Below are 18,209 nucleotides of genomic sequence, written 5' to 3'. Positions count from 1 at the left end.
CCGGCACGACCAGAGCCCCCGCGCCCTTCCGGGCGCGGGGGCTTCGGCGTACCTCGGCGACCCCTCGGGTCAGCGGCGGCCGAGGACCCAGAGGCGGTGGTCCCACCCGATGTCCCTGCGCTCCCGCACGACCAGGCCCGCCCGCTCCGCCAGCGCGGAGACCTCGTCGGCGGCCCGGACGCCGGAGCCGAAGGCGCACTTGAGGCGGAGGTGGTGGAGGACGGCGTCGACGTCGTCGGCGTCGGCCCCGGTGACCATCTCCACCAGGATCAGGGTGCCCTCCGGTGCCAGCCCCGCCGCGGCCTCGGCCAGGGTGTGGACGGCGTCCTCGTCGGCCAGCCACTCCAGCTGACGGGACATCAGCAGCGTGTCGGTGCCGTCCGGAACGCCCGCGGACCGGGCGACCAGCTCGACCCTGGGGAGCACGTCCGTGTCGAGGACCTGGTCGCTCAGCACGCGCAGCACCGACGGCATGGCCGCGATCCGGGCGCGCAGCGCGGGGAACTCCTTGAGCAGCGCGTTCACCACGGTCGCCGAGCCGTGGCCGGTCGCGGTCACCTCGGTGACCGCCGACCAGTCGTGGGCCTTGAGGACGCCGGGAGCGATCCACATGGCCTCCTCCTCGACGGCGGTGCGGGCGGTGCCCGCGAGCCTCGGATCGTCCTCCATCGCGGCGGTCAGGGTCCGCCCGGCCGGCGTGCGGTACCCCGCCTCGCCGGTGCGGACCGTGTGCAGGAGTCCGGAGAGCGAGGCGTCGAAGGCGGCCTGGGCGCCTTCCAGGTGGTACTCCTCGGCCGAGTGGTCGTCCTCGACGAGCTCCTCGCTGACCGGGGTGAGGCGGTAGCCGTCCTCGCCCACCGCGAGGAGGTCGATCGAGACGAGGTAGGCGAGCAGCGCCTTCAGGGTGGGAGCGTCGGCCCCGGCCCGGCGGGCCAGCTCGCCCGCCTCGCGCACCCCGCCGTCGACCAGGTCGAAGAGGCCGAGCGTGACGGCCGTCCGGATGGCGTAGCCGGGGGCCAGGTCCGTCAGCTCGTGCAGTCGCTCGTGCGCGTCGCCGTCCTCCTCCGTCTCGGCGGCGGTGACCGTCTCGGCCCCCTCGGCCGGGGCGGCCGGCGCGTGCTCGGTCCGCCGCCAGTATCCGGTGATGTGGGTGTGGTCGCGCGGGATCTGACGCTCCGCCACGAGGTAGCGGCGGATGCCCTTGAGGGTGAGGGTCTCGCCGGCCACCCAGGCGAACACGGTGCCCGGCAGCCACTCCGCCGCGCGCACCGCCTGTTCGAGGAGGTCGGTGGTGCCGGCGGGGGCGCCCTCGCGCGACAGCCAGACGATCTCGGCGTCGGCCCGGGTGGGCAGTTCCTGGCGGTGCGAGTCGTCGCCGATCTCGATGAAGACGCGGGCCCTGGTGCCCTCGGGCATCTCGGCGAGCCAGCGGCCGATGGCGGGCAGGGCCGTCTCGTCGCCGATCACGAGCAGCCAGTCGGCGCCCTCGGGGTGGCTGTGCGACATCTTCGGTCCGGCGATCCAGGCGCTGTCGCCCGGCTCGGCCCGCTCGGCCCAGGTGGAGGCGACGCCGCCGTCGTGGCGGACGAAGTCGAAGTCGATCTCCCCGGCCTCGGGGTCGTGGCGGACCGGGGTGTAGTCCTTGGCGACGGGGCGGCCGTCGGCGGGCCAGTCCAGGCTGCTGACGTTCTGGCCGGGGAGGATCAGCCGTCCGGTCTCGTCGGCGAAGAAGAACTTGACGTGGTCGTCGAAGCCCTCGGTCCGCAGGGCGGGGAGTTCGAGGCCGTTCTTCTCGAAGGCGTCGAGCTGGGCTCCGCCCAGGGTGAGGCGCCGCATTCCCGGGGTGATGTTCTCGGCGCGCAGGACGGTCAGTTCCCTCAGCACGATGGGGAAGGTGACGACCGAGCGGGGGCTGCGGGTGGACATGGAGGGGGCTCCTTCTGGCACTGCGGTGGTCCGGGAACCGCGGCCGGGCGGACCGGTGGCGTGGTGACGCCGTCCGGTCCGCCCGGCCCGCCGGTGACGGGTGGGTGGTGCTCGGTGGTGCGGGGTGGTGCGGCTCCCTGACGGGAGCGGGGATCACTTGCCGGCGACGGCCTGGGCGAGGATCGGGGTCAGCTTCTCGACGATCCAGGGGAAGCTCAGGGCGTCCGGGTAGGCGACCGCGGAGGAGAGGGTGTTCTCCGAGGGGATCACCGCGTAGTGCTTGCCCTTGACGACCGTGAGGGACTGGAAGAGCTTGTTGCTCTCCAGCTCGGAGGCGCTGAGCAGGCCGTTGTCACCAAAGGGGTACGTCATCAGCAGGACGTCGGCCTCCAGTTCGTCCAGGTTCTCCAGGCTGACGGCGTTCTTGTCCGCCGTGTAGGCGGCGGCCTTGGCGGTCTTCTTCAGGCCGATCTGCTCGAAGATGCCCGGGTCCTGGTCGGCGTGGGACATGAAGGTGAGCTGCTCGGGGTGGACGACCGCGTAGGTGTACGTCTTGCCCTTGAACTCGGGGTGGGCGGCGGCCGCGTCGGCGATGGCCTTGCCGTTGGCGGCGATGACCTTGTCCGCCTCGGCCGTCAGACCGAGGGCCTTGGCGGCGTTCTTCAGGCGCTCCTGCCAGGTCAGGGTGTCGGCACCCTTCTTGTCGGCGTAGGTGACGACCGGGGCGATCGGCGCGAGCTTGGCGTAGTCCGTGTCCATGGACCAGGTGTTCATGCCGAGGATGATGTCCGGGGCCTCGGCGGCGATGGCCTCGAAGTCGGTGCCGTCGGTGTCGTCGTACGTCTTGAGCTTGCCGGCGCCGAGCTTGGTGAGGGCGCGCTGCTTGTACTCGGGGACGGGTCCGCCGTCCTCCGCGTCCGGGGTGATGACGGGGACCAGGCCGAGGGCGAGCGCGATGGAGGTGTCGCCGTCGGAGACGGTGGCGACCTTCAGGGGCTTCTTGGTGACCTCGGTCTTGCCCCAGGCGTTGGTGAGGGCGACCGGGAAGGCGGCCGGGGCGGCGCTGGAGCCGGTGGTCGGCTTGTCGGAGCCGGCCTTGTCCTCCGTACCGGAGCCGCAGCCGACGAGCAGCGTGGCCGCCGCGGCGGCGGCGATCAGGGTGCGGACGGCGGAGCGTCGGGCGGCGGGTCTTGCGAGGCGGTTCATGATCAGTTCTCCTGCGAGTGGTGGCGGCCGAGAGGGAAGATCTGCGGCCGTGCCGTGAGGGGGTGGGGGACGACGACGCACTTGAGACCGAAGACCTCGGCCACGGTGTCGGCGTCGAGCACCTCTGCGGGCGTGCCCTGCCGGATGACGCGTCCGTCGCGCATGGCGACGATGGTCGAGGCGTAGAGGGCCGCCTGGTTGAGGTCGTGGGAGACGAGCACGATGGTCTTGCCCGTCTGTTCGTTGAGGTCGGCGAGGAGGTCCATCACCTCGATCTGGTGGGCGACGTCCAGATAGGTGGTGGGCTCGTCGAGCAGCAGGGTCGGGGTGTCCTGGGCCAGGGCCAGGGCGATCCAGACGCGCTGTCGCTGTCCGCCGGAGAGCTGGTCCACGGGGCGGTCGACGAGTTCGGCGGTGCCGGTGGCGCGGAGGGCCTCGGCGATGACGGTGTCGTCGTGGGCGTCGCGGCGCCGGCCGAACTGGCGGTGCGGGTGCCGTCCGCGCCACACCAGGTCGCCGACGGTGATGCTCTCCGGGGCGATCGGGGACTGGGGCAGGACGCCGAGCCGGCGGGCCACCTCGCGGGTGGGCAGGCGGTGGATGTCGGCGCCTTCGAGGAGGACCGATCCGGCGGTGAGCGGCAGCAGCCGGGCCAGCGACTTGAGGAGGGTGGACTTGCCGCAGGCGTTGGGGCCGACGAGCGCGGTGATGCGGCCGGCCTCGATCCGCAGGGAGAGGTCCTCGATGACGGGGTTGCCGCTGTAGCCGGCGTGGATGCCGCGGGCTTCGAGCCGGTGGGCCGCCGTCTCCCCGCCGTCCGACGGCGGGGTCGGGGCCTTGGGCGCCCGGGGGGTGAGGTCGGTCTGTGGTGTCACGGCGTGTGTCACGAGGCTCCCTGCCTGCGTCGAAGGATCAGCCAGACGAAGTAGGGCGCGCCGAGCAGCGCGGTCAGGACGCCGGTGGGCACCGGACTGATCACCGGTGCGTGCTGCGCGAGGACGTCGGCGCCGAGCACGACGACGGCGCCGACGGCCGGGGCGACGGCCGTCGAGCGGTCGACTCCCACGAGGCGTACGGCGATGGGTCCGCTGATGAGCGAGACGAAGCCGATCGGCCCGACGACGCTGGTGGCGAGGGCCGCGGCGGCGGCGCCGAGGAGCAGGACGCCCACCCGGACCGTCGTCACCCGGGTCCCGAGGCCCGCGGCGAAGCCGTCGCCCAGCCCGAGGGTGCCGAGGGAGCGGCCGACCAGGAGGGCGGCGAGCAGACAGACGCCGAGGCCGAGGGCGAGGGTGCTGACGCCGTCCCAGTCCGCCGCGTTGGTGCTGCCGACGGTCCAGCGCATGGCGATGGCCATGCTCTGCTGGTCGGCGACGGTGAACAGGTAGTTGGTGTAGGCGGTGCAGACCGCGCTCAGCCCGATGCCCACCAGGACGAGCCGGTAGGTGTCGACCCCGCCCCGCCAGCTGAGCAGTTGGACGGCGGCGACCAGGACGAAGGAGCCGATCACGGCGGCCGCGGGGACGCCGATGCTGAAGGCGGCGGGGGCGTAGAGCAGCGCGGTCGCGGCGCCGGCTCCGGCGCCGGCCGAGATGCCGACGATGTCGGGGGTGGCGAGCGGGTTGCGGATGAGCCGCTGGTAGAGCGAGCCGGCGAGGCCGAAGAGGGCTCCGGCGAGGAGCGCGGCCAGCGCCCTGGGCATGCGCAGCTGGAAGATCATGTAGTCGGCGAGGCCGGTGCGCAGGCCGAACATGGCGGGCAGGACGTCGGCGGGTTCGACCCGGCCGATGCCGCCGACGAGGACGGAGGCGGCCGTGAGGGCGAGCAGCGCGGCGGCGAGCACGGTGGCGACCACGAGGGTGCGGCGGTTGCGGGCTCGCCGGTCGGAGCGCAGGTGCGCGACGACGGCGGAGGTGGTCGGGGTGTCCAGCCGCACGGGCCGGATGTCGGTCGCGGCCATCACACCTTCACCAGGTCCCGGCGGCGGGCCAGCCAGACGAAGAAGGGGGTGCCGACGATCGCGGTCATGAGGCCCACCTGGATCTCCCCGTGGTCCAGGATGAGCCGTCCGGCCGTGTCGGAGGCGGTGAGGAGGACGGCGCCGACGGCCATGGAGATCGGCAGCGACCAGCGGTGGTCGGGGCCGGTCAGGAGCCGGGCGCAGTGCGCGGCGACCAGGCCGACGAAGGCGACCGGGCCGACGGCGGCGGTGGCCGCGGCGCAGAGCAGGACGGCGACGGCGGCGCTGAGGAGCCGCGCCCGCTCGACGCGTACGCCGAGGGCGCGGGCGGTGTCGTCGCCGAGGCCGAGGATGTTGAGGGTGCCGCCGAGCGGCAGTGCGAGCAGGAGCCCGCAGAGCACGAACGGCATGATCTGTTCCATGACGTCGGCCCGGCCCGTGAGTTGGCCCACGGACCAGAACCTCAGGTGGAAGAAGGCCTCCTTGTCGCGGACGACGAGGAGGGTGATGAGGGAGGACATCACGGCGGCGAGGGCGACTCCGGCGAGCACGAGCCCGACGGCGGAGCTTCCCGCGTCGGTGCGGGTGCCGATCAGGTAGACCAGCGAGGCGGCGAGCGCGGAGCCCGCCAGGGCCAGCCAGAAGTAGCCGTTCACGTCGGTGACGCCGAGGAACATGATGCCGAAGACGACGAACATGGCGGCGCCCTGCTCGACGCCGAGGATGCCGGGGTCCGCGAGGGGGTTCGCGGTGAGCGCCTGCATGATCATTCCGGAGGCGCCGAGGGCGGCGCCGACGGCGATGCCGAGCAGGGTCCTGGGGATGCGTTCGGTCCACAGGACGTGGGAGTTGTACGCCTCGCCTCCCGGGTGGAGCAGGATGCGGACGACGTCCAGCGGGGAGATGTCCCGGGAGCCGAGCGCGATTCCGGCCAGCAGGGTCGCGATCAGGGCCGCGGTGGCGATCACCGCGACGGTCGCGCCGCGCGAGAGCCGGGTCCGGACCGGTGACAGCGGAGCTCTCACCGGTGGGGACGTGTCTGTCATGGGATGTTCCTGTTCCTCACGGGTCGTGCGGTGACTTAGGTTACCCTTACCTAAGCTCGGGCGATCCAAGCGGGAGTCCGACCGATCACACCGAGGGGTCAGGAATCCGTCCTGCCCCCCGGCCGACCAGGGGGGTGGGCCATGGCCCAGGGAAGAACGACCGCGCCCGCGGACGAGGACGTCATCACGGCGGGGGGCCACCAGCCCCACGCGCACGACTTCCACCAGTTGCTCTACGTGGCACTGGGCCGGATATCCGTCTCCACGCCCGGCGCCGTCCACGAGTTGACCCCCTCCGTGGCGCTCTGGATCCCCGCCGGGGTCTCGCACAGCGCACGGTTCCACCCGGACTCCCTGGTGCTCGCCGAGCCCTTCGACACGCGGTCCCACGAACTGCCGTACGCGGAGGCCACAGTGGTCCGCATCGACGAGACCCAGCGGCGCCTCCTGCTCGCCCGCACCCGGGGCGCGGGAACCGGCGCGGACGAGGCTTCGGCCTTCGCCACACTGACCGGACTCCCGTACGCCGCACTGCCGGCGCCCCGACCGAGGAGCGAGTCGGCCCGGGCCGTCGCCGGCGCGCTCCTGCGCCGGCCGGACGACCAGCGGACGGCTTCGGAGTGGGCGGAGAGCCTGCACACGAGCTCGACGAGCCTGCGCCGCGCCTTCCGCAACGAGACGGGGCTCGCCTTCTCGGAGTGGCGCACCCGGGTGCGACTGAACCGCTCCCTCGACCTGTTGGACCGGGGGCACCTGGTGAGCGCCGTGGCGGCGCGGGTGGGCTTCACCAGCACGAACGGCTACATCCTGGCCTTCCGGAGGCATTTCGACTGCACTCCCGGAGCCTGGGCGAAGCGGCGCGTGAACGGCGCCCGTCCCCTGCGGGACCAGGTGGCGTGAGCCGCGATCCGGAGGGATCGACTCCCCCGGAGCGGGCGTCGCGTCCACTTGACACCCAATCATCCCTCCAGGATCTTAGGCTAGCCTTACCTAATCGTTCAGGTGTCGCGAGCCCGGCCCACGACCGGACGGCGGCCGTCCCCTCCGGGACGACCCCCCACACCGCACAGCCAGCCCCCGCAAGGAGATCCAGCATGACCGCGACCAACCCCTTCGAGGACGCCGACGCCCGCTACCTCGTCCTCGCCAACGCCGAGAACCAGCACTCGCTGTGGCCGGCGTTCGCCGAGGTCCCGGACGGCTGGACCACCGTGCACGGCGAGGACTCCCGCGAGGGCTGCACCCGGTACGTCGAGGCCCACTGGACCGACATGCGCCCGGCGAGCCTCGCCGCGCGCGGCTGACCACACCCCGACGCGGACCCCCGGCGCCCCCGCGGCACCGGGGGTCCGCGTCGGGGCGGGCGGCTCGCGCCCGCCCCGACGCCACCGGACGGTCAGGCCAGGGAACGCACCAGGACCCGGGAGCCCCGCGCCGGGTCGAGGCGGGCGCGCCACCGCGGGGGAGCCTCCTCCTCGCCACCGGGAGCGAACCCGTGGCGCAGGAAGAGCTCCCCTCCGCCCGCCGTCGCGGTGAAGACCCGGGACACCCCCCGGGACGTCGCCTCGCCGAGCACGGCCCGCAGCAGCGCGGAGCCGACGCCACGCCCCTGACTCCCCTCCGCCACGCAGAAGTTGTACAGAACGGCGGCCGCCCGGCCGTGCGCGTCGGACCGAAGGCACAGCGCGACACACCCCTCCAGACCTCCCTGCGCGGCCTCGGCCACCAGGAAGTCGGCCGCGTCGCGGGCGTACACGCCCGGGGGGCGGTCCCGCAGCGCGCCCTCACGCACGAAGGGCGCGGACAGCCGGTGCAGGGCGGCGGCGTCGGACCGGCCGGCGGGCCGGACGGAGACGGCGGCGGGCTCCGACCGGACGCCCGGGCGGGGCGTGACTGTGGTCAACGGCTTCTCACTCTCGCACTCTCGGGGGAGCGGCGGGGGTCACGGAGACCACCGCCGCTTGACTCCCCCACACCATAGAGAGTTAGGTAAGCCTTACCTAACCAACCTGCTCACTCACTACATCCGCAGCACCTCGCATGCCGGACGGGAAGAGGACACGACGATGGTCGACACGGCCGGACATCAGGCGTTCACACGCGAGCGGCTCACGCGGGACGTCGCCGACGTGCTCTACGTCGATCCCGCGGAGATCGAGCCGGAGGAGAGCCTCGTCGAGCAGGGGCTGGACTCGATCCGGCTGATGACCCTGGTCGAGGGATGGCGCGCGGAGGGAGCGGAGGTCGGCTTCGTGGAACTGGCCGAACGCCCCACCCTCGACGCCTGGGTGGAGCTCCTGAACACCTCGACGGGAGCGACCCGTGCGCGCCGGTGACTTCCTGATCGACATCGGCCCGCTCCGGACCAGCCCCGACTTCCGGGCGATCTTCATCGCCCGCGTGGTCTCGCTGTTCGGCCTCGGCATGGCCACCGTCGCCCTCGCCGCCCAGGTCTTCGGCATGACGCGCTCCAGTTTCGGTGTCGCCGTCGCCAGCATGATCATGAGCGTCACGGTCCTCGTCGGCTCCCTGTGGGGCGGCTGGATGGCCGACCGCACCGACCGCAGGACGCTGATCCTCTGGGCCCGCGGTTCCGCCGCGCTCGCCTTCGCCGGTCTCGCGGTCAACGCCTTCCTGCCCACCCCGGAACTGTGGGCCGTCTACCTCTGCGTGGCCTGGGACGGACTCGCCACCGGAGTGAGCGTCACCGCGCTCATGGCGGTCGCACCGACCCTGGTCCGGCCCGACCAGCTGCCCGCCGCCGGCGCCCTGATCTCCCTCACCGGCGAGATCGGCTCCGTCGCCGCCCCGCTCATCGGCGGCATCCTGCTCGCCGCCTCCGGCCCCGGCCCGGTCTACGCCTTCACCGCGGTCACCACGGCGATCACCACCCTGCTGCTGCTCCGGCTGCGCCCGCTGCCCCCGTTCAAGGACGAGGACGACGAGGACGGCCACGAGGACTCCGGTTCGCCGGTCGCCGCCTTCCGGTTCGCCGTGCGCAACCGCGTGGTCGGCGCCCTGCTGGCCCTCGGCGGCATCAACGCCGTGTTCAGCCTGCCCGTCGTCCTCTTCCCCGAGCTGGTCTACACCGAGTTCGGCGGCGGCGACTTCATGCTCGGCGTGCTCTACACCGCTCCGGCCGTCGGCGCCATCGCCGTCTCCGCGACGAGCGGCTGGATCACCCGCGCCGGACGCCCCGGACGCCTGCTCCTGACCGCCGCGTTCACCGGCGGCCTGGCCATCGTCGGCTTCGGTCTCAGCGGCAGCGCCGTCGTGGCCTACGCCATGCTGGTCGTGGGCGGCGCGGCCGGGACGGTGTACGAGATCCTGGAGTACGCCCTCGTCCAGCACAACACCCCGGACCGGCTCCGTGGCCGGATCGTCAGCGTCGTCACCGCCCAGGGCACCGCGGGCGGCATCGCCGGCGACGTCGAAGTGGCCCTGATCGCCCGCTGGTTCAGCCCGGTCGGCGCGGCCGTCGTGAACGGCGCGATCTGTGCCGTCGCCGCCGTGGTCGTGGCCGTCACGGTCCCCGGGCTGCGCAAGGCGACCCTCCCCCGCGACGAGCCCGACGACGAGACGCCCGCGGCGGGCGAGGGCGACCCTCCCGTCCCCGCCGTGGACGTCCGGTCGGCCACCGCCTGACCCGGCCGGGGAACCGCGCCGCCGGGCGCAGCCACCGCGCGCCCCGCGTCCTCCCCGGCCCTCCCCTCCCCCCGAATCCCCTCCTCGCCTTTCCTTCCCACGGGCGGACTCCGATCCGCCGCGGGTGAACCTGGAGCAAGATCCATGACCGAGCGTGCTTTGCGGCGTCTCCCCCTCACCGGGGCCCAGACCGGTGTCTGGTACGGGCAGCGGCTCGCCCCCGACTCCCCGGTCTACAACGTCGGCCAGTACGTCGAGATCGACGGCCCGGTCGACCCGGACCTCTTCGAGGCGGCCGTCCGCCGGGTCGTCGACGAGTGCGAGGCCCTCACCGTCCGGTTCGAGGAGGACGCGTCGGGGACCCCGTGGCAGATCCTCGCCGAGGAACCCCGCCGGGGGCCGGTCCTGGAGACGGTCGACCACCGCGCGGAGGCCGACCCCGAGGCCGCCGCGCTCGCCCGGATGCGCGCCGACATGGGGACGCCGGCCGACCCGGCCACCGCCCCGCTCTTCGCGTTCGCCCTGCACCTCGTGGCCCCCGGCCGCACCCTCTGGTACCAGCGCGTCCACCACATCGCGCTCGACGCCTACGGTTTCTCCCTGGTCTCCCGCCGCACCGCCGAGGTCTACTCGGCGCTCGCGCGCGGCGAGGAACCCGGCCCGACCCCGTTCGGCCCGCTCTCCGCCGTCCTGGACGAGGAGAGCGCCTACCGCGCGGGCGAGCGGTACGCCGAGGACCGCGCCCACTGGCTCGCCCGCCTCGAAGGCCGCACCGCCCACGAACCGCTGTCCGGCGCCTCGTTCCCCGCGGCGCCCGACTTCCTGCGCGCCGAGGCCGTCGTCGGACCCGAGGCGACGGCCGGGATCCACGCCCTCGCCCGGGCCTCCCGTGCCACCTGGGCCGATGTCGTGACGGCCGCGTTCGCCGCCTTCCTGCACCGCTCCACCGGCGACCGCGACGTGCTCCTGTCGCTGCCCGCGATGGCCCGGCTGGGCTCCGCCGCCCTCTCGGTCCCGGCGATGGTCGTCAACGTGCTCCCGCTGCGCGTGGCCGTACGCCCCGGGCAGCCGCTGGCCGCGGTGGTCGCCGACGTCGCGGACGGCGTCCGCGGACTCCGCCGCCACCAGCGCTACCGCGCCGAGGACATCCGCCGCGACCTCGGCCTCGTCGGCCGCGACCGCGGCCCGCTCGGCCCGATGGTCAACGTGAAGGCCTTCGACAACGCCCTCGCCTTCGCCGGCGCCCCCGGCTCCGTGCACAACATCGCCGCGGGACCGGTGGACGACCTCACCCTCGCCGTCCACCACGACGCGGCCGAGGGCCGCATCCGCCTGGAACTCGACGCCAACCCACGGGCCTACGACGCCGCTTCGCTGGCCGCCAGGACCGCCGAGTTCGCCCACTTCCTCACCGAGGCCGCCACCGCCGGACCCGACACCCCCGTCGGACGCCCCGACCTGGTCGACGCCGCGCACCGGCGCGCCCTCGCCGAGGCGGCGGACGCCACCGCCCGGGAGACCGAGCCCGGCACGGTCGTGGACGCCTTCGCCGCGCGCGCCCTCGCCCACCCGGAGGAGACCGCGCTCCTGGCTGGCCCGGACGCCCTCACGTACGCGGAACTGGACGCCCGCGCCAACCGACTGGCCCGGCTGCTCGTCTCGCGCGGCGTCGGCCCGGAGTCCTTCGTCGGCCTCGCCCTGCCGCGCGGCACCGACCTCGTCGTCGCCCTGCTCGCCGTCCTCAAGGCCGGCGGCGCCTATCTGCCGCTCGACCTGGACTACCCGGCGGACCGCCTGGAGTTCATGGTCCGCGACGCCCGCCCGGTCTGCGTGCTCACCACCCTGACGGGCGCGCCGGACGCCCCGGACGTCCACGGCACCGAGACCCTCGTCCTGGACGCGCCCGACACCCTGGCGGCGCTCGCCGACCTCTCCGCCGCCCCGCTCGACGGGGCCGAGGCCCCCGCGCTCTCCGGCGACCACCCGGCGTACGTCATCCACACCTCGGGCTCCACCGGACGCCCCAAGGGCGTGGTCGTCCCGCACGCCGCGCTCGCCAACTTCCTGCGGATGCAGGCCCACGAGCTGGCCATGGCCCCCGGAGACCGGCTCGTCGCCGTCACCACGATCTCCTTCGACATCGCCGCGCTCGAACTCCACGTCCCGCTCATCTGCGGCGCGACGGTGGTCCTCGCCGACCGCGACACCGTCCGCGACCCGGCCGCGCTCGCCGCCCTCGTCGACGCCCACCGCCCGGCGGTCATGCAGGCCACCCCGTCCCTGTGGCACGCCCTCCTGGAGGACGGCCGCCCGACGGCCCTCGGCACCACGAAGGTCCTCGTCGGCGGCGAGGCGCTGCCCGCCGCCCTGGCCGAGCGCCTGACCCGGACGGCCGGCTCCGTCACCAACGTGTACGGGCCGACCGAGGTCACCGTCTGGGCCACCTCCGCCGTCCTGCCCCCGGACCACACCGGCACCCCGGACATCGGCCTCCCCTTCTGGAACACCCGCGCCCACGTCCTCGACGGGGCGCTGCGCCCCGCGCCCGACGGCCGCCCCGGCGAGCTGTACCTCGCGGGCGCCCAGCTGGCCCGCGGCTACCTCGGCCGCTTCGCGCTGACCGCCGAGCGCTTCGTCGCCGACCCGTACGGCCCGCCCGGCAGCCGCATGTACCGCACGGGCGACCTGGTGCGCCGCCGCCCCGACGGCCGCATCGACTTCGTCGGCCGTGCCGACGACCAGGTCAAGGTCCGCGGCTTCCGCATCGAACTCGGCGAGATCGAGAGCGTCCTGACGGACCGTCCGGAGGTCGGGCGGGCCGTCGTCGTGGTCCGTGAGGACGTGCCGGGCTCCCAGCTCCTCGTCGGCTACGTGACCGCCGCCGAGGGCGGCGCACCCGAGGCCGACGCCCTGCGGCAGGCCACCGCCGAGCGGCTCCCCGCCTACATGGTGCCGTCCGCCGTGGTCGTCCTCGACGCCTTCCCCCTCACCTCCAACGGCAAGGTCGACCGCCGGTCCCTGCCCGCCCCCGACCTGGCCGGCCTCACGACGGCGGGCGGGCGGGCCCCCCGCGACGCCCGCGAGGAGATCGTCGGCGGCGTCTTCGCCGACGTCCTGGAACTGGAGTCGGTCGGCCCGGAGGACGACTTCTTCGACCTCGGCGGCCACTCGCTGCTCGCCGCCCGTGTGGCCGCCCGGGTCCGCGGCGCCCTGGGCACCGAGTGCGGGGTCCGGGACGTCTTCGAGGCCCGCACCCCCGCCGCCCTCGCCGAACGCCTCGGAGCCCGCGGGGAGTCCGCCTCCCGCCCGGCGCTGGCCGCGGCCGGACGCCCCGAGGTGCTGCCGCTCTCCCACGCGCAGCGCCGGCTGTGGTTCCTCCACCAGATGGAGGGTCCGAGCACCACGTACAACATCCCGTTCGTGGCCCGCTTCGCGGAACGACTCGACACGGAAGCGCTCGACGCGGCCCTCCGCGACGTCGTCGCCCGGCACGAGACCCTGCGCACCGTCTTCGCCGACCACGAGGGCGAACCGCACCAGCGGATCCTCGCCCCCGCGGACGCGGGCGTCTCCCTCCGCGTGGAGGAGACCGGCCGGGAGCACCTGGACGCGGCGGTGGAGCGTGCCCTCGGGCACCTCTTCGACCTGGCCTCCGAGGCTCCCGTGCGGGTCACCCTGGTGCGCGACACCGAGGGCGGGTCCGACGCCCTGGTGGTGGTCCTGCACCACATCGCGAGCGACGAGTGGTCGATGGGACCCTTCCTGCACGGCCTGGAGCAGGCCTACGCGGCCCGACGCGAGGGCCACGCGCCGGAGTTCGCCCGTCCCGGCGCCGGACTCCCCGTCCAGTACGCCGACTTCGCGCTCTGGCAGCGTGACCTCCTGGGCGACCCGGCCGACCCCGGTTCCCTGGCCGGCCGCCAGGCCGCCTACTGGCGCGAGGTGCTGGCCGACCTCCCCGCCGAGCAGACCCTCCCCACCGACCGTCCCCGGCCCGCCGTCGCGGGCAACGCGGGCGGCATGGTCCACCGCGAGGTGCCCGCCTCGCTCGCCGCGCACGTCCGCGCGCTGGCCCGCGAGTCCGGCACCAGCGTCTTCATGGTCGTCCACGCGGCCGTCGCGACCCTGCTGCACCGCCTGGGCGCCGGCGACGACATCCCTCTGGGCAGCCCCGTCGCCGGTCGCTCCGACCCGGCGCTCGACGAGCTCGTCGGCTTCTTCGTCAACACCCTCGTGCTCCGCGCCGACCTCTCCGGCGACCCCGCCTTCGCGACGCTCCTGGAGCGCGTCCGCGCCGCCGACCTCGCCGCCCTCGACCACGCCGACCTGCCGTTCGACACGGTCGTGGAGACCGTCAACCCGGTCCGCTCCCTGACCCGGCACCCGCTCTTCCAGACCATGGTGTCGCACAGCACCGTCACCCAGGACGTCCGCGCGCTCTTCGGGCTCGACGCGCGCGTGGACCGGGTCGACCCCGGTGTGACCAAGTTCGACCTCGACATCACGTTCTCAGACACCGCCCACGGGGACACGCTCGACCTGGAGGTGTTCTACTCCTCCGCCCTCTTCGACCGGCGGACCGCCGACACGCTCGCCGACCGGCTGCTGCGCGTCCTGGAGCAGGCCGTCGCCGACCCCTCGGCGCCGGTCTCCTCGTACGAGCTGCGCTCCGCGGCCGAGCGGGACCTCCTGGAGCGGTGGAACGACACCGCCGTCGCGCACCCGGGCGAGAGCGTGGTCGAGGTGCTCGACCGGCAGATCGCCCGCACCCCCGACGCCGTCGCCCTCGTCTGCGGAGACGAGCGGCTGACCTTCGCCGAGCTCGGCGACCGGGTCTCCCGGCTCGCCCTGCTCCTCGCCGCGGAGGGCGTGGGTCCCGACGCGGTCGTCGCCCTCGCCGTGCCCCGCTCGGCCGACTCCGTCGTCGCCGCCTTCGCCGTCCTCAAGGCCGGCGGCGCCTATCTGCCGCTCGACCTCGACCACCCCGCCGACCGCCTCGCGTACATGCTCGGCGACGCGAGACCCGTCTGCGCCGTCACGACCGCCGACGTCGACGGCGCGGTGCCCGACCGGCCCGGCATGCGCCGGCTCGTCCTGGACGACCCCGCGGTACGGGACCGGCTCGCGGCCGCCTCGGGTCCCGCGCCGCGCGCGCCCCGCGGCGACGACCTGGCGTACGTCATCTACACCTCGGGGTCCACCGGCCGCCCTAAGGGCGTCGGCCTCCACCACGCGGGGCTCGCCAACCTCTACCGGGACCACGAGCGCACGCTGTACCGCCCGGTCGCCGAGCGGCTCGGGCGCCGGGTCCGCGCCCTGCACACCGCCTCGTTCTCCTTCGACTCCTCCTGGGAGCAGCTCCTGTGGCTGATCGCCGGGCACGAGCTGCACGTCCTCGACGAGTACGGCCGCCGCGACGCGGACGCCGTCGTCGGCCACGTGCGCGAGCACCGGATCGACGCCCTCGACGTCACCCCGTCGTACGGCCGCCACCTCCTCGACGCCGGCCTCCTCACCGGCGACCGGCGCCCCCCGCTGTTCCTCCTCGGCGGTGAGGCCGTCCCGCCCGCGCTGTGGTCCGAGCTCCGGGACGTCGACGGGGTCGAGACCGTCAACTACTACGGTCCCACCGAGTTCACCGTCGACGCGCTCGTCGCCCGCGTCACGGACTGCCCGACGCCCGTCGTCGGCCGCCCGCTGGACAACACCCGGGCGCACGTCCTGGACGCCGGTCTCCGGCCGGTCCCGACCGGCGTCCCGGGAGAGCTGTACCTCGCGGGCGTGCAGAACGCGCGCGGCTACCTGGGGCGGCCCGCCCTCACGGCCGAGCGATTCGTCGCCGACCCGTACGGCCCCTCCGGCACCCGCATGTACCGCACCGGCGACGTGGTCCGCCGCCGCGCCGACGGCCTGATCGAGTTCCTCGGTCGCGTCGACGACCAAGTGAAGATCCGCGGCTTCCGCGTCGAGCCCGGCGAGGTCGAGGCCGCCGTGACGGCCCTTCCCGGGGTGGCCTCGGCCGCCGTCCTCGTCCGCGAGGACACCCCCGGAGTCCCCCGCCTCGTGGCGTACACGACCGGCGGCGCGGACCCGGCGGAGGTCCGCCGCGCGCTCGCCGGGGAACTGCCGGAGTACATGGTCCCGGCGGCGGTCGTCGCCCTGGACGTCCTCCCGGTGAACGTGAACGGCAAGCTGGACCGGGCGGCGCTGCCCGTGCCCGCGCCGACGGCGGCCGAGCCCACGCGCGCCCCGCGCGGACCGCTGGAGGAACGTCTCGCCTCGGTGTACGCCGAGGTCCTCGGGCTCGCGTCCGTCGGGGCCGAGGACGACTTCTTCGCCCTCGGCGGCCACTCGCTGCTCGCCACCCGGGTCGTCGCCCGCGTCCGCGCCACCGGCACGGCCTGCACGGTGCGCGACGTCTTCGAGGCGCGTACGGTCGCGGCCCTCGCGGCCCGCCTGGCGGATCGCACGGCGTCCGCCCGCCCCGCCCTGGCCCGGGCCGCCGAGCGGCCCGAACTGCTCCCGCTCTCCTCCGCGCAGCAGCGGCTGTGGTTCCTGCACCGCGTGGAGGGACCCTCCGCCACCTACAACATCCCGCTCGCCCTGCGGCTGCGCGGCGCCGTGGACACCCCGGCGCTGCGCGCGGCCCTCGGCGACGTGGTCGCCCGGCACGAGGTCCTGCGGACCGTGTTCGCGGAGACCGACGGGGAGCCGTACCAGCGGATCCTGGCGCCCGGCGCGGCCGAGGTGCCCTTCGCCGTCCGCCGCGTCACGGCCGCCGAGCTGCCGTCGCTCGTGGAGGACGCCGCCACCGAGGTCTTCGACCTCACGGCCGAACTCCCGTTGCGCGCCGTCCTCTTCAGCGTCTCCGACGACGAGCACGTCCTGTTCGTGCTGCTGCACCACATCGCGACGGACGAGTGGTCCACCGGACCGTTCCTCGCCGACCTGGACACCGCCTACGCGGCCCGCGCCGCCGGTCACGCGCCGGAGTTCGCGCCGCTCGCCGTCCAGTACGCCGACTACGCCCTCTGGCAGCGCGCGCTCCTCGGAGACCCGGGCGACCGGGACTCCCTGGCCGCCCGCCAGTCCGCGTACTGGCGCGACCGGCTCGCCGGGCTCTCCGAGGAGCTGGCCCTCCCCACCGACCGGCCCCGGCCCGCCTCCCCCTCGTACCGGGGCGACACGGTCACGGCGGAGCTGCCCGCCGCGCTGGTCACCGCGCTCGACGGGCTGGTGGCGGCGTCCGGCGCGACGATGTTCATGGTGGTGCACGCCGCCGTCGCGACCCTGCTGCACCGGCTCGGCGCGGGCGACGACATCCCCGTCGGCACCCCGGTCGCGGGCCGCGGCGACAGCGCCCTCGACGAGCTCGTCGGCTTCTTCGTCAACACGGCCGTGCTGCGCACCGACCTCGGCGGCGACCCCACCTTCGGGGAACTCCTCCGCCGGGTGCGGGCCACCGACCTCGCCGCGCTCGACCACGCGGACCTGCCCTTCGACGCCGTCGTCGAGGCGGTCAACCCGGCCCGCTCCCTGTCCCGCCACCCCCTCTTCCAGACGATGGTGGCGTACGAGGGCGGCGGTCCCGACACCTCCCGACTGCTCGACACGGACGCCGCGGAGTACGAAGTCCGCGGCGGTGCGGCCAAGTTCGACCTGGAGATCCTCTTCCGGCGTACGGAGCGGGCGGGCGTGCCCGGCATGACCTGCGGCGTCCGCTACGCCACCGACCTGTTCGAGCGGGCCGGTGCCGAGCGGCTGACGGAGCGTCTGCTCCGGCTGCTGGCGGCCGTGGTGGCGGCCCCGGACGCTCCGGTCGCCTCGATCGAGCTGATGGACGAGGCCGAACGGCGCCAGCTGGACGTCTGGAACGACACCGCGCGCGTCCTCGACGGACCGGCCGACCTGGCCGACCTCGTCGCCGCCGGAGCCGACCGCGCCGAAGGCCCCGCGCTCGTCTTCGAGGGCGAGGACCTCTCCCGTACGGACTTCGACGCACGCGTCAACCGGCTCGCCCGCCTCCTCATCGGACGCGGCGTCGGACCCGAGACCGTCGTCGGCGTGGCCCTCCCTCGCTCCTTCGACCTGCTCGTCGCCCTCCACGCCGTCGTCCGCGCCGGCGGCGCATACCTCCCGCTCGACCTCACCCTCCCCACCGACCGCCTCACCCACATGACGGACACCGCCGCGCCGATCTGCGTGCTGACCGATCTCGAAGGGCTCGGGGCGCTGCCCCCGGCGTGCGAGGCCGAACCGGTCGTCCTGGACGCGCCCGAGGTCCGCGCGGAGCTGGAGGAGCTGCCGGACGCCGAGGTGACCGACGCCGAGCGGCTCGCTCCGCTGCTGCCGCACCACCCGGCGTACGTCATCTTCACCTCCGGCTCCACCGGCCGCCCCAAGGGCGTGATGGTCGAGCACCGCGC

11 protein-coding genes are annotated in these 18,209 nt (G+C 74.5%); 5 read left to right on the top strand and 6 right to left on the bottom strand.

The annotated features are described in order from the left end of the window. Nucleotides 1-69: 69 nt before the first annotated feature. The 5 genes from ACF09E_RS34195 to ACF09E_RS34175 all read right to left on the bottom strand — a co-directional run bounded on the left by ACF09E_RS34195 (nt 70) and on the right by ACF09E_RS34175 (nt 6,138). Nucleotides 70-1,926 (bottom strand): SIP domain-containing protein, encoded by a 1,857-nt coding sequence (locus ACF09E_RS34195; RefSeq protein ID WP_392209989.1) that lies wholly within the window; start codon nt 1,924-1,926, stop codon nt 70-72. Between the two features lie 153 nt (nt 1,927-2,079). Next, entirely contained in the window at nt 2,080-3,132 is a 1,053-nt protein-coding gene (locus ACF09E_RS34190; RefSeq protein ID WP_392209987.1) for an ABC transporter substrate-binding protein, read from the bottom strand. A 2-nt stretch (nt 3,133-3,134) separates the two neighbouring features. Beyond that, on the bottom strand, nt 3,135-3,908 hold the full coding sequence (locus ACF09E_RS34185; RefSeq protein WP_392210086.1) for an ABC transporter ATP-binding protein: 774 nt from the start codon (nt 3,906-3,908) through the stop codon (nt 3,135-3,137). 107 nt (nt 3,909-4,015) lie between these two features. Beyond that, on the bottom strand, nt 4,016-5,092 hold the full coding sequence (locus tag ACF09E_RS34180; protein WP_392209985.1) for a FecCD family ABC transporter permease: 1,077 nt from the start codon (nt 5,090-5,092) through the stop codon (nt 4,016-4,018). Beyond that, a complete protein-coding gene (locus tag ACF09E_RS34175) occupies nt 5,092-6,138 on the bottom strand; it encodes a FecCD family ABC transporter permease (protein ID WP_392209984.1) in 1,047 nt (348 codons plus the stop codon). Before ACF09E_RS34175 ends, ACF09E_RS34180 begins: the two co-directional genes overlap by 1 nt. Before the next feature lie 141 nt (nt 6,139-6,279). Here ACF09E_RS34175 and ACF09E_RS34170 point away from each other — a divergent pair, with 141 nt between their 5' ends. Next, a complete protein-coding gene (locus ACF09E_RS34170; protein ID WP_392209981.1) occupies nt 6,280-7,038 on the top strand; it encodes a helix-turn-helix domain-containing protein in 759 nt (252 codons plus the stop codon). A 194-nt stretch (nt 7,039-7,232) separates the two neighbouring features. Next, nucleotides 7,233-7,442: an MbtH family NRPS accessory protein gene (locus tag ACF09E_RS34165; RefSeq protein WP_361860842.1), complete on the top strand. Its 210-nt coding sequence runs from the start codon at nt 7,233-7,235 to the stop codon at nt 7,440-7,442. A 92-nt stretch (nt 7,443-7,534) separates the two neighbouring features. Here ACF09E_RS34165 and ACF09E_RS34160 read toward each other — a convergent pair whose 3' ends face one another. Next, the gene (locus ACF09E_RS34160) at nt 7,535-8,041 is read right to left on the bottom strand and encodes a GNAT family N-acetyltransferase (RefSeq protein WP_392209979.1); all 507 of its coding nucleotides are present in this window, start codon (nt 8,039-8,041) and stop codon (nt 7,535-7,537) included. A 163-nt stretch (nt 8,042-8,204) separates the two neighbouring features. On the opposite strand from ACF09E_RS34160, the gene ACF09E_RS34155 reads away from it, so the two are divergent. From ACF09E_RS34155 to ACF09E_RS34145, 3 genes are all read left to right on the top strand, one after another. Then, complete coding sequence (locus ACF09E_RS34155) at nt 8,205-8,474, top strand: phosphopantetheine-binding protein (protein WP_392209977.1); 270 nt, start codon at nt 8,205-8,207, stop codon at nt 8,472-8,474. Further along, nucleotides 8,461-9,783 carry an enterobactin transporter EntS gene (gene entS / locus ACF09E_RS34150; RefSeq protein ID WP_392209975.1) on the top strand — a complete coding sequence of 441 codons (1,323 nt, stop codon included), beginning with the start codon at nt 8,461-8,463 and terminating at the stop codon, nt 9,781-9,783. Before ACF09E_RS34155 ends, entS begins: the two co-directional genes overlap by 14 nt. A 144-nt stretch (nt 9,784-9,927) precedes the next feature. Next, nucleotides 9,928-18,209, top strand: an 8,282-nt coding sequence (locus ACF09E_RS34145; protein WP_392209973.1) for an amino acid adenylation domain-containing protein, incomplete at its 3' end; no start/stop codon positions are given.

This window comes from Streptomyces sp. NPDC014891 (assembly GCF_043081085.1).
GTDB lineage: Bacteria > Actinomycetota > Actinomycetes > Streptomycetales > Streptomycetaceae > Streptomyces.
This window is presented reverse-complemented; position numbering and strand designations above follow the sequence as displayed.

Excerpts from the sequence above, each read along its gene's own strand:
- ACF09E_RS34195 (WP_392209989.1), bottom strand. The coding sequence starts at position 1,926 with ATGTCCACCCGCAGCCCCCGCTCGGTCGTCACCTTCCCCATCGTGCTG.
- ACF09E_RS34190 (WP_392209987.1), bottom strand. The coding sequence starts at position 3,132 with ATGAACCGCCTCGCAAGACCCGCCGCCCGACGCTCCGCCGTCCGCACC.
- ACF09E_RS34180 (WP_392209985.1), bottom strand. The coding sequence starts at position 5,092 with ATGGCCGCGACCGACATCCGGCCCGTGCGGCTGGACACCCCGACCACC.
- ACF09E_RS34175 (WP_392209984.1), bottom strand. The coding sequence starts at position 6,138 with ATGACAGACACGTCCCCACCGGTGAGAGCTCCGCTGTCACCGGTCCGG.
- ACF09E_RS34170 (WP_392209981.1), top strand. The coding sequence starts at position 6,280 with ATGGCCCAGGGAAGAACGACCGCGCCCGCGGACGAGGACGTCATCACG.
- ACF09E_RS34165 (WP_361860842.1), top strand. The coding sequence starts at position 7,233 with ATGACCGCGACCAACCCCTTCGAGGACGCCGACGCCCGCTACCTCGTC.
- ACF09E_RS34155 (WP_392209977.1), top strand. The coding sequence starts at position 8,205 with ATGGTCGACACGGCCGGACATCAGGCGTTCACACGCGAGCGGCTCACG.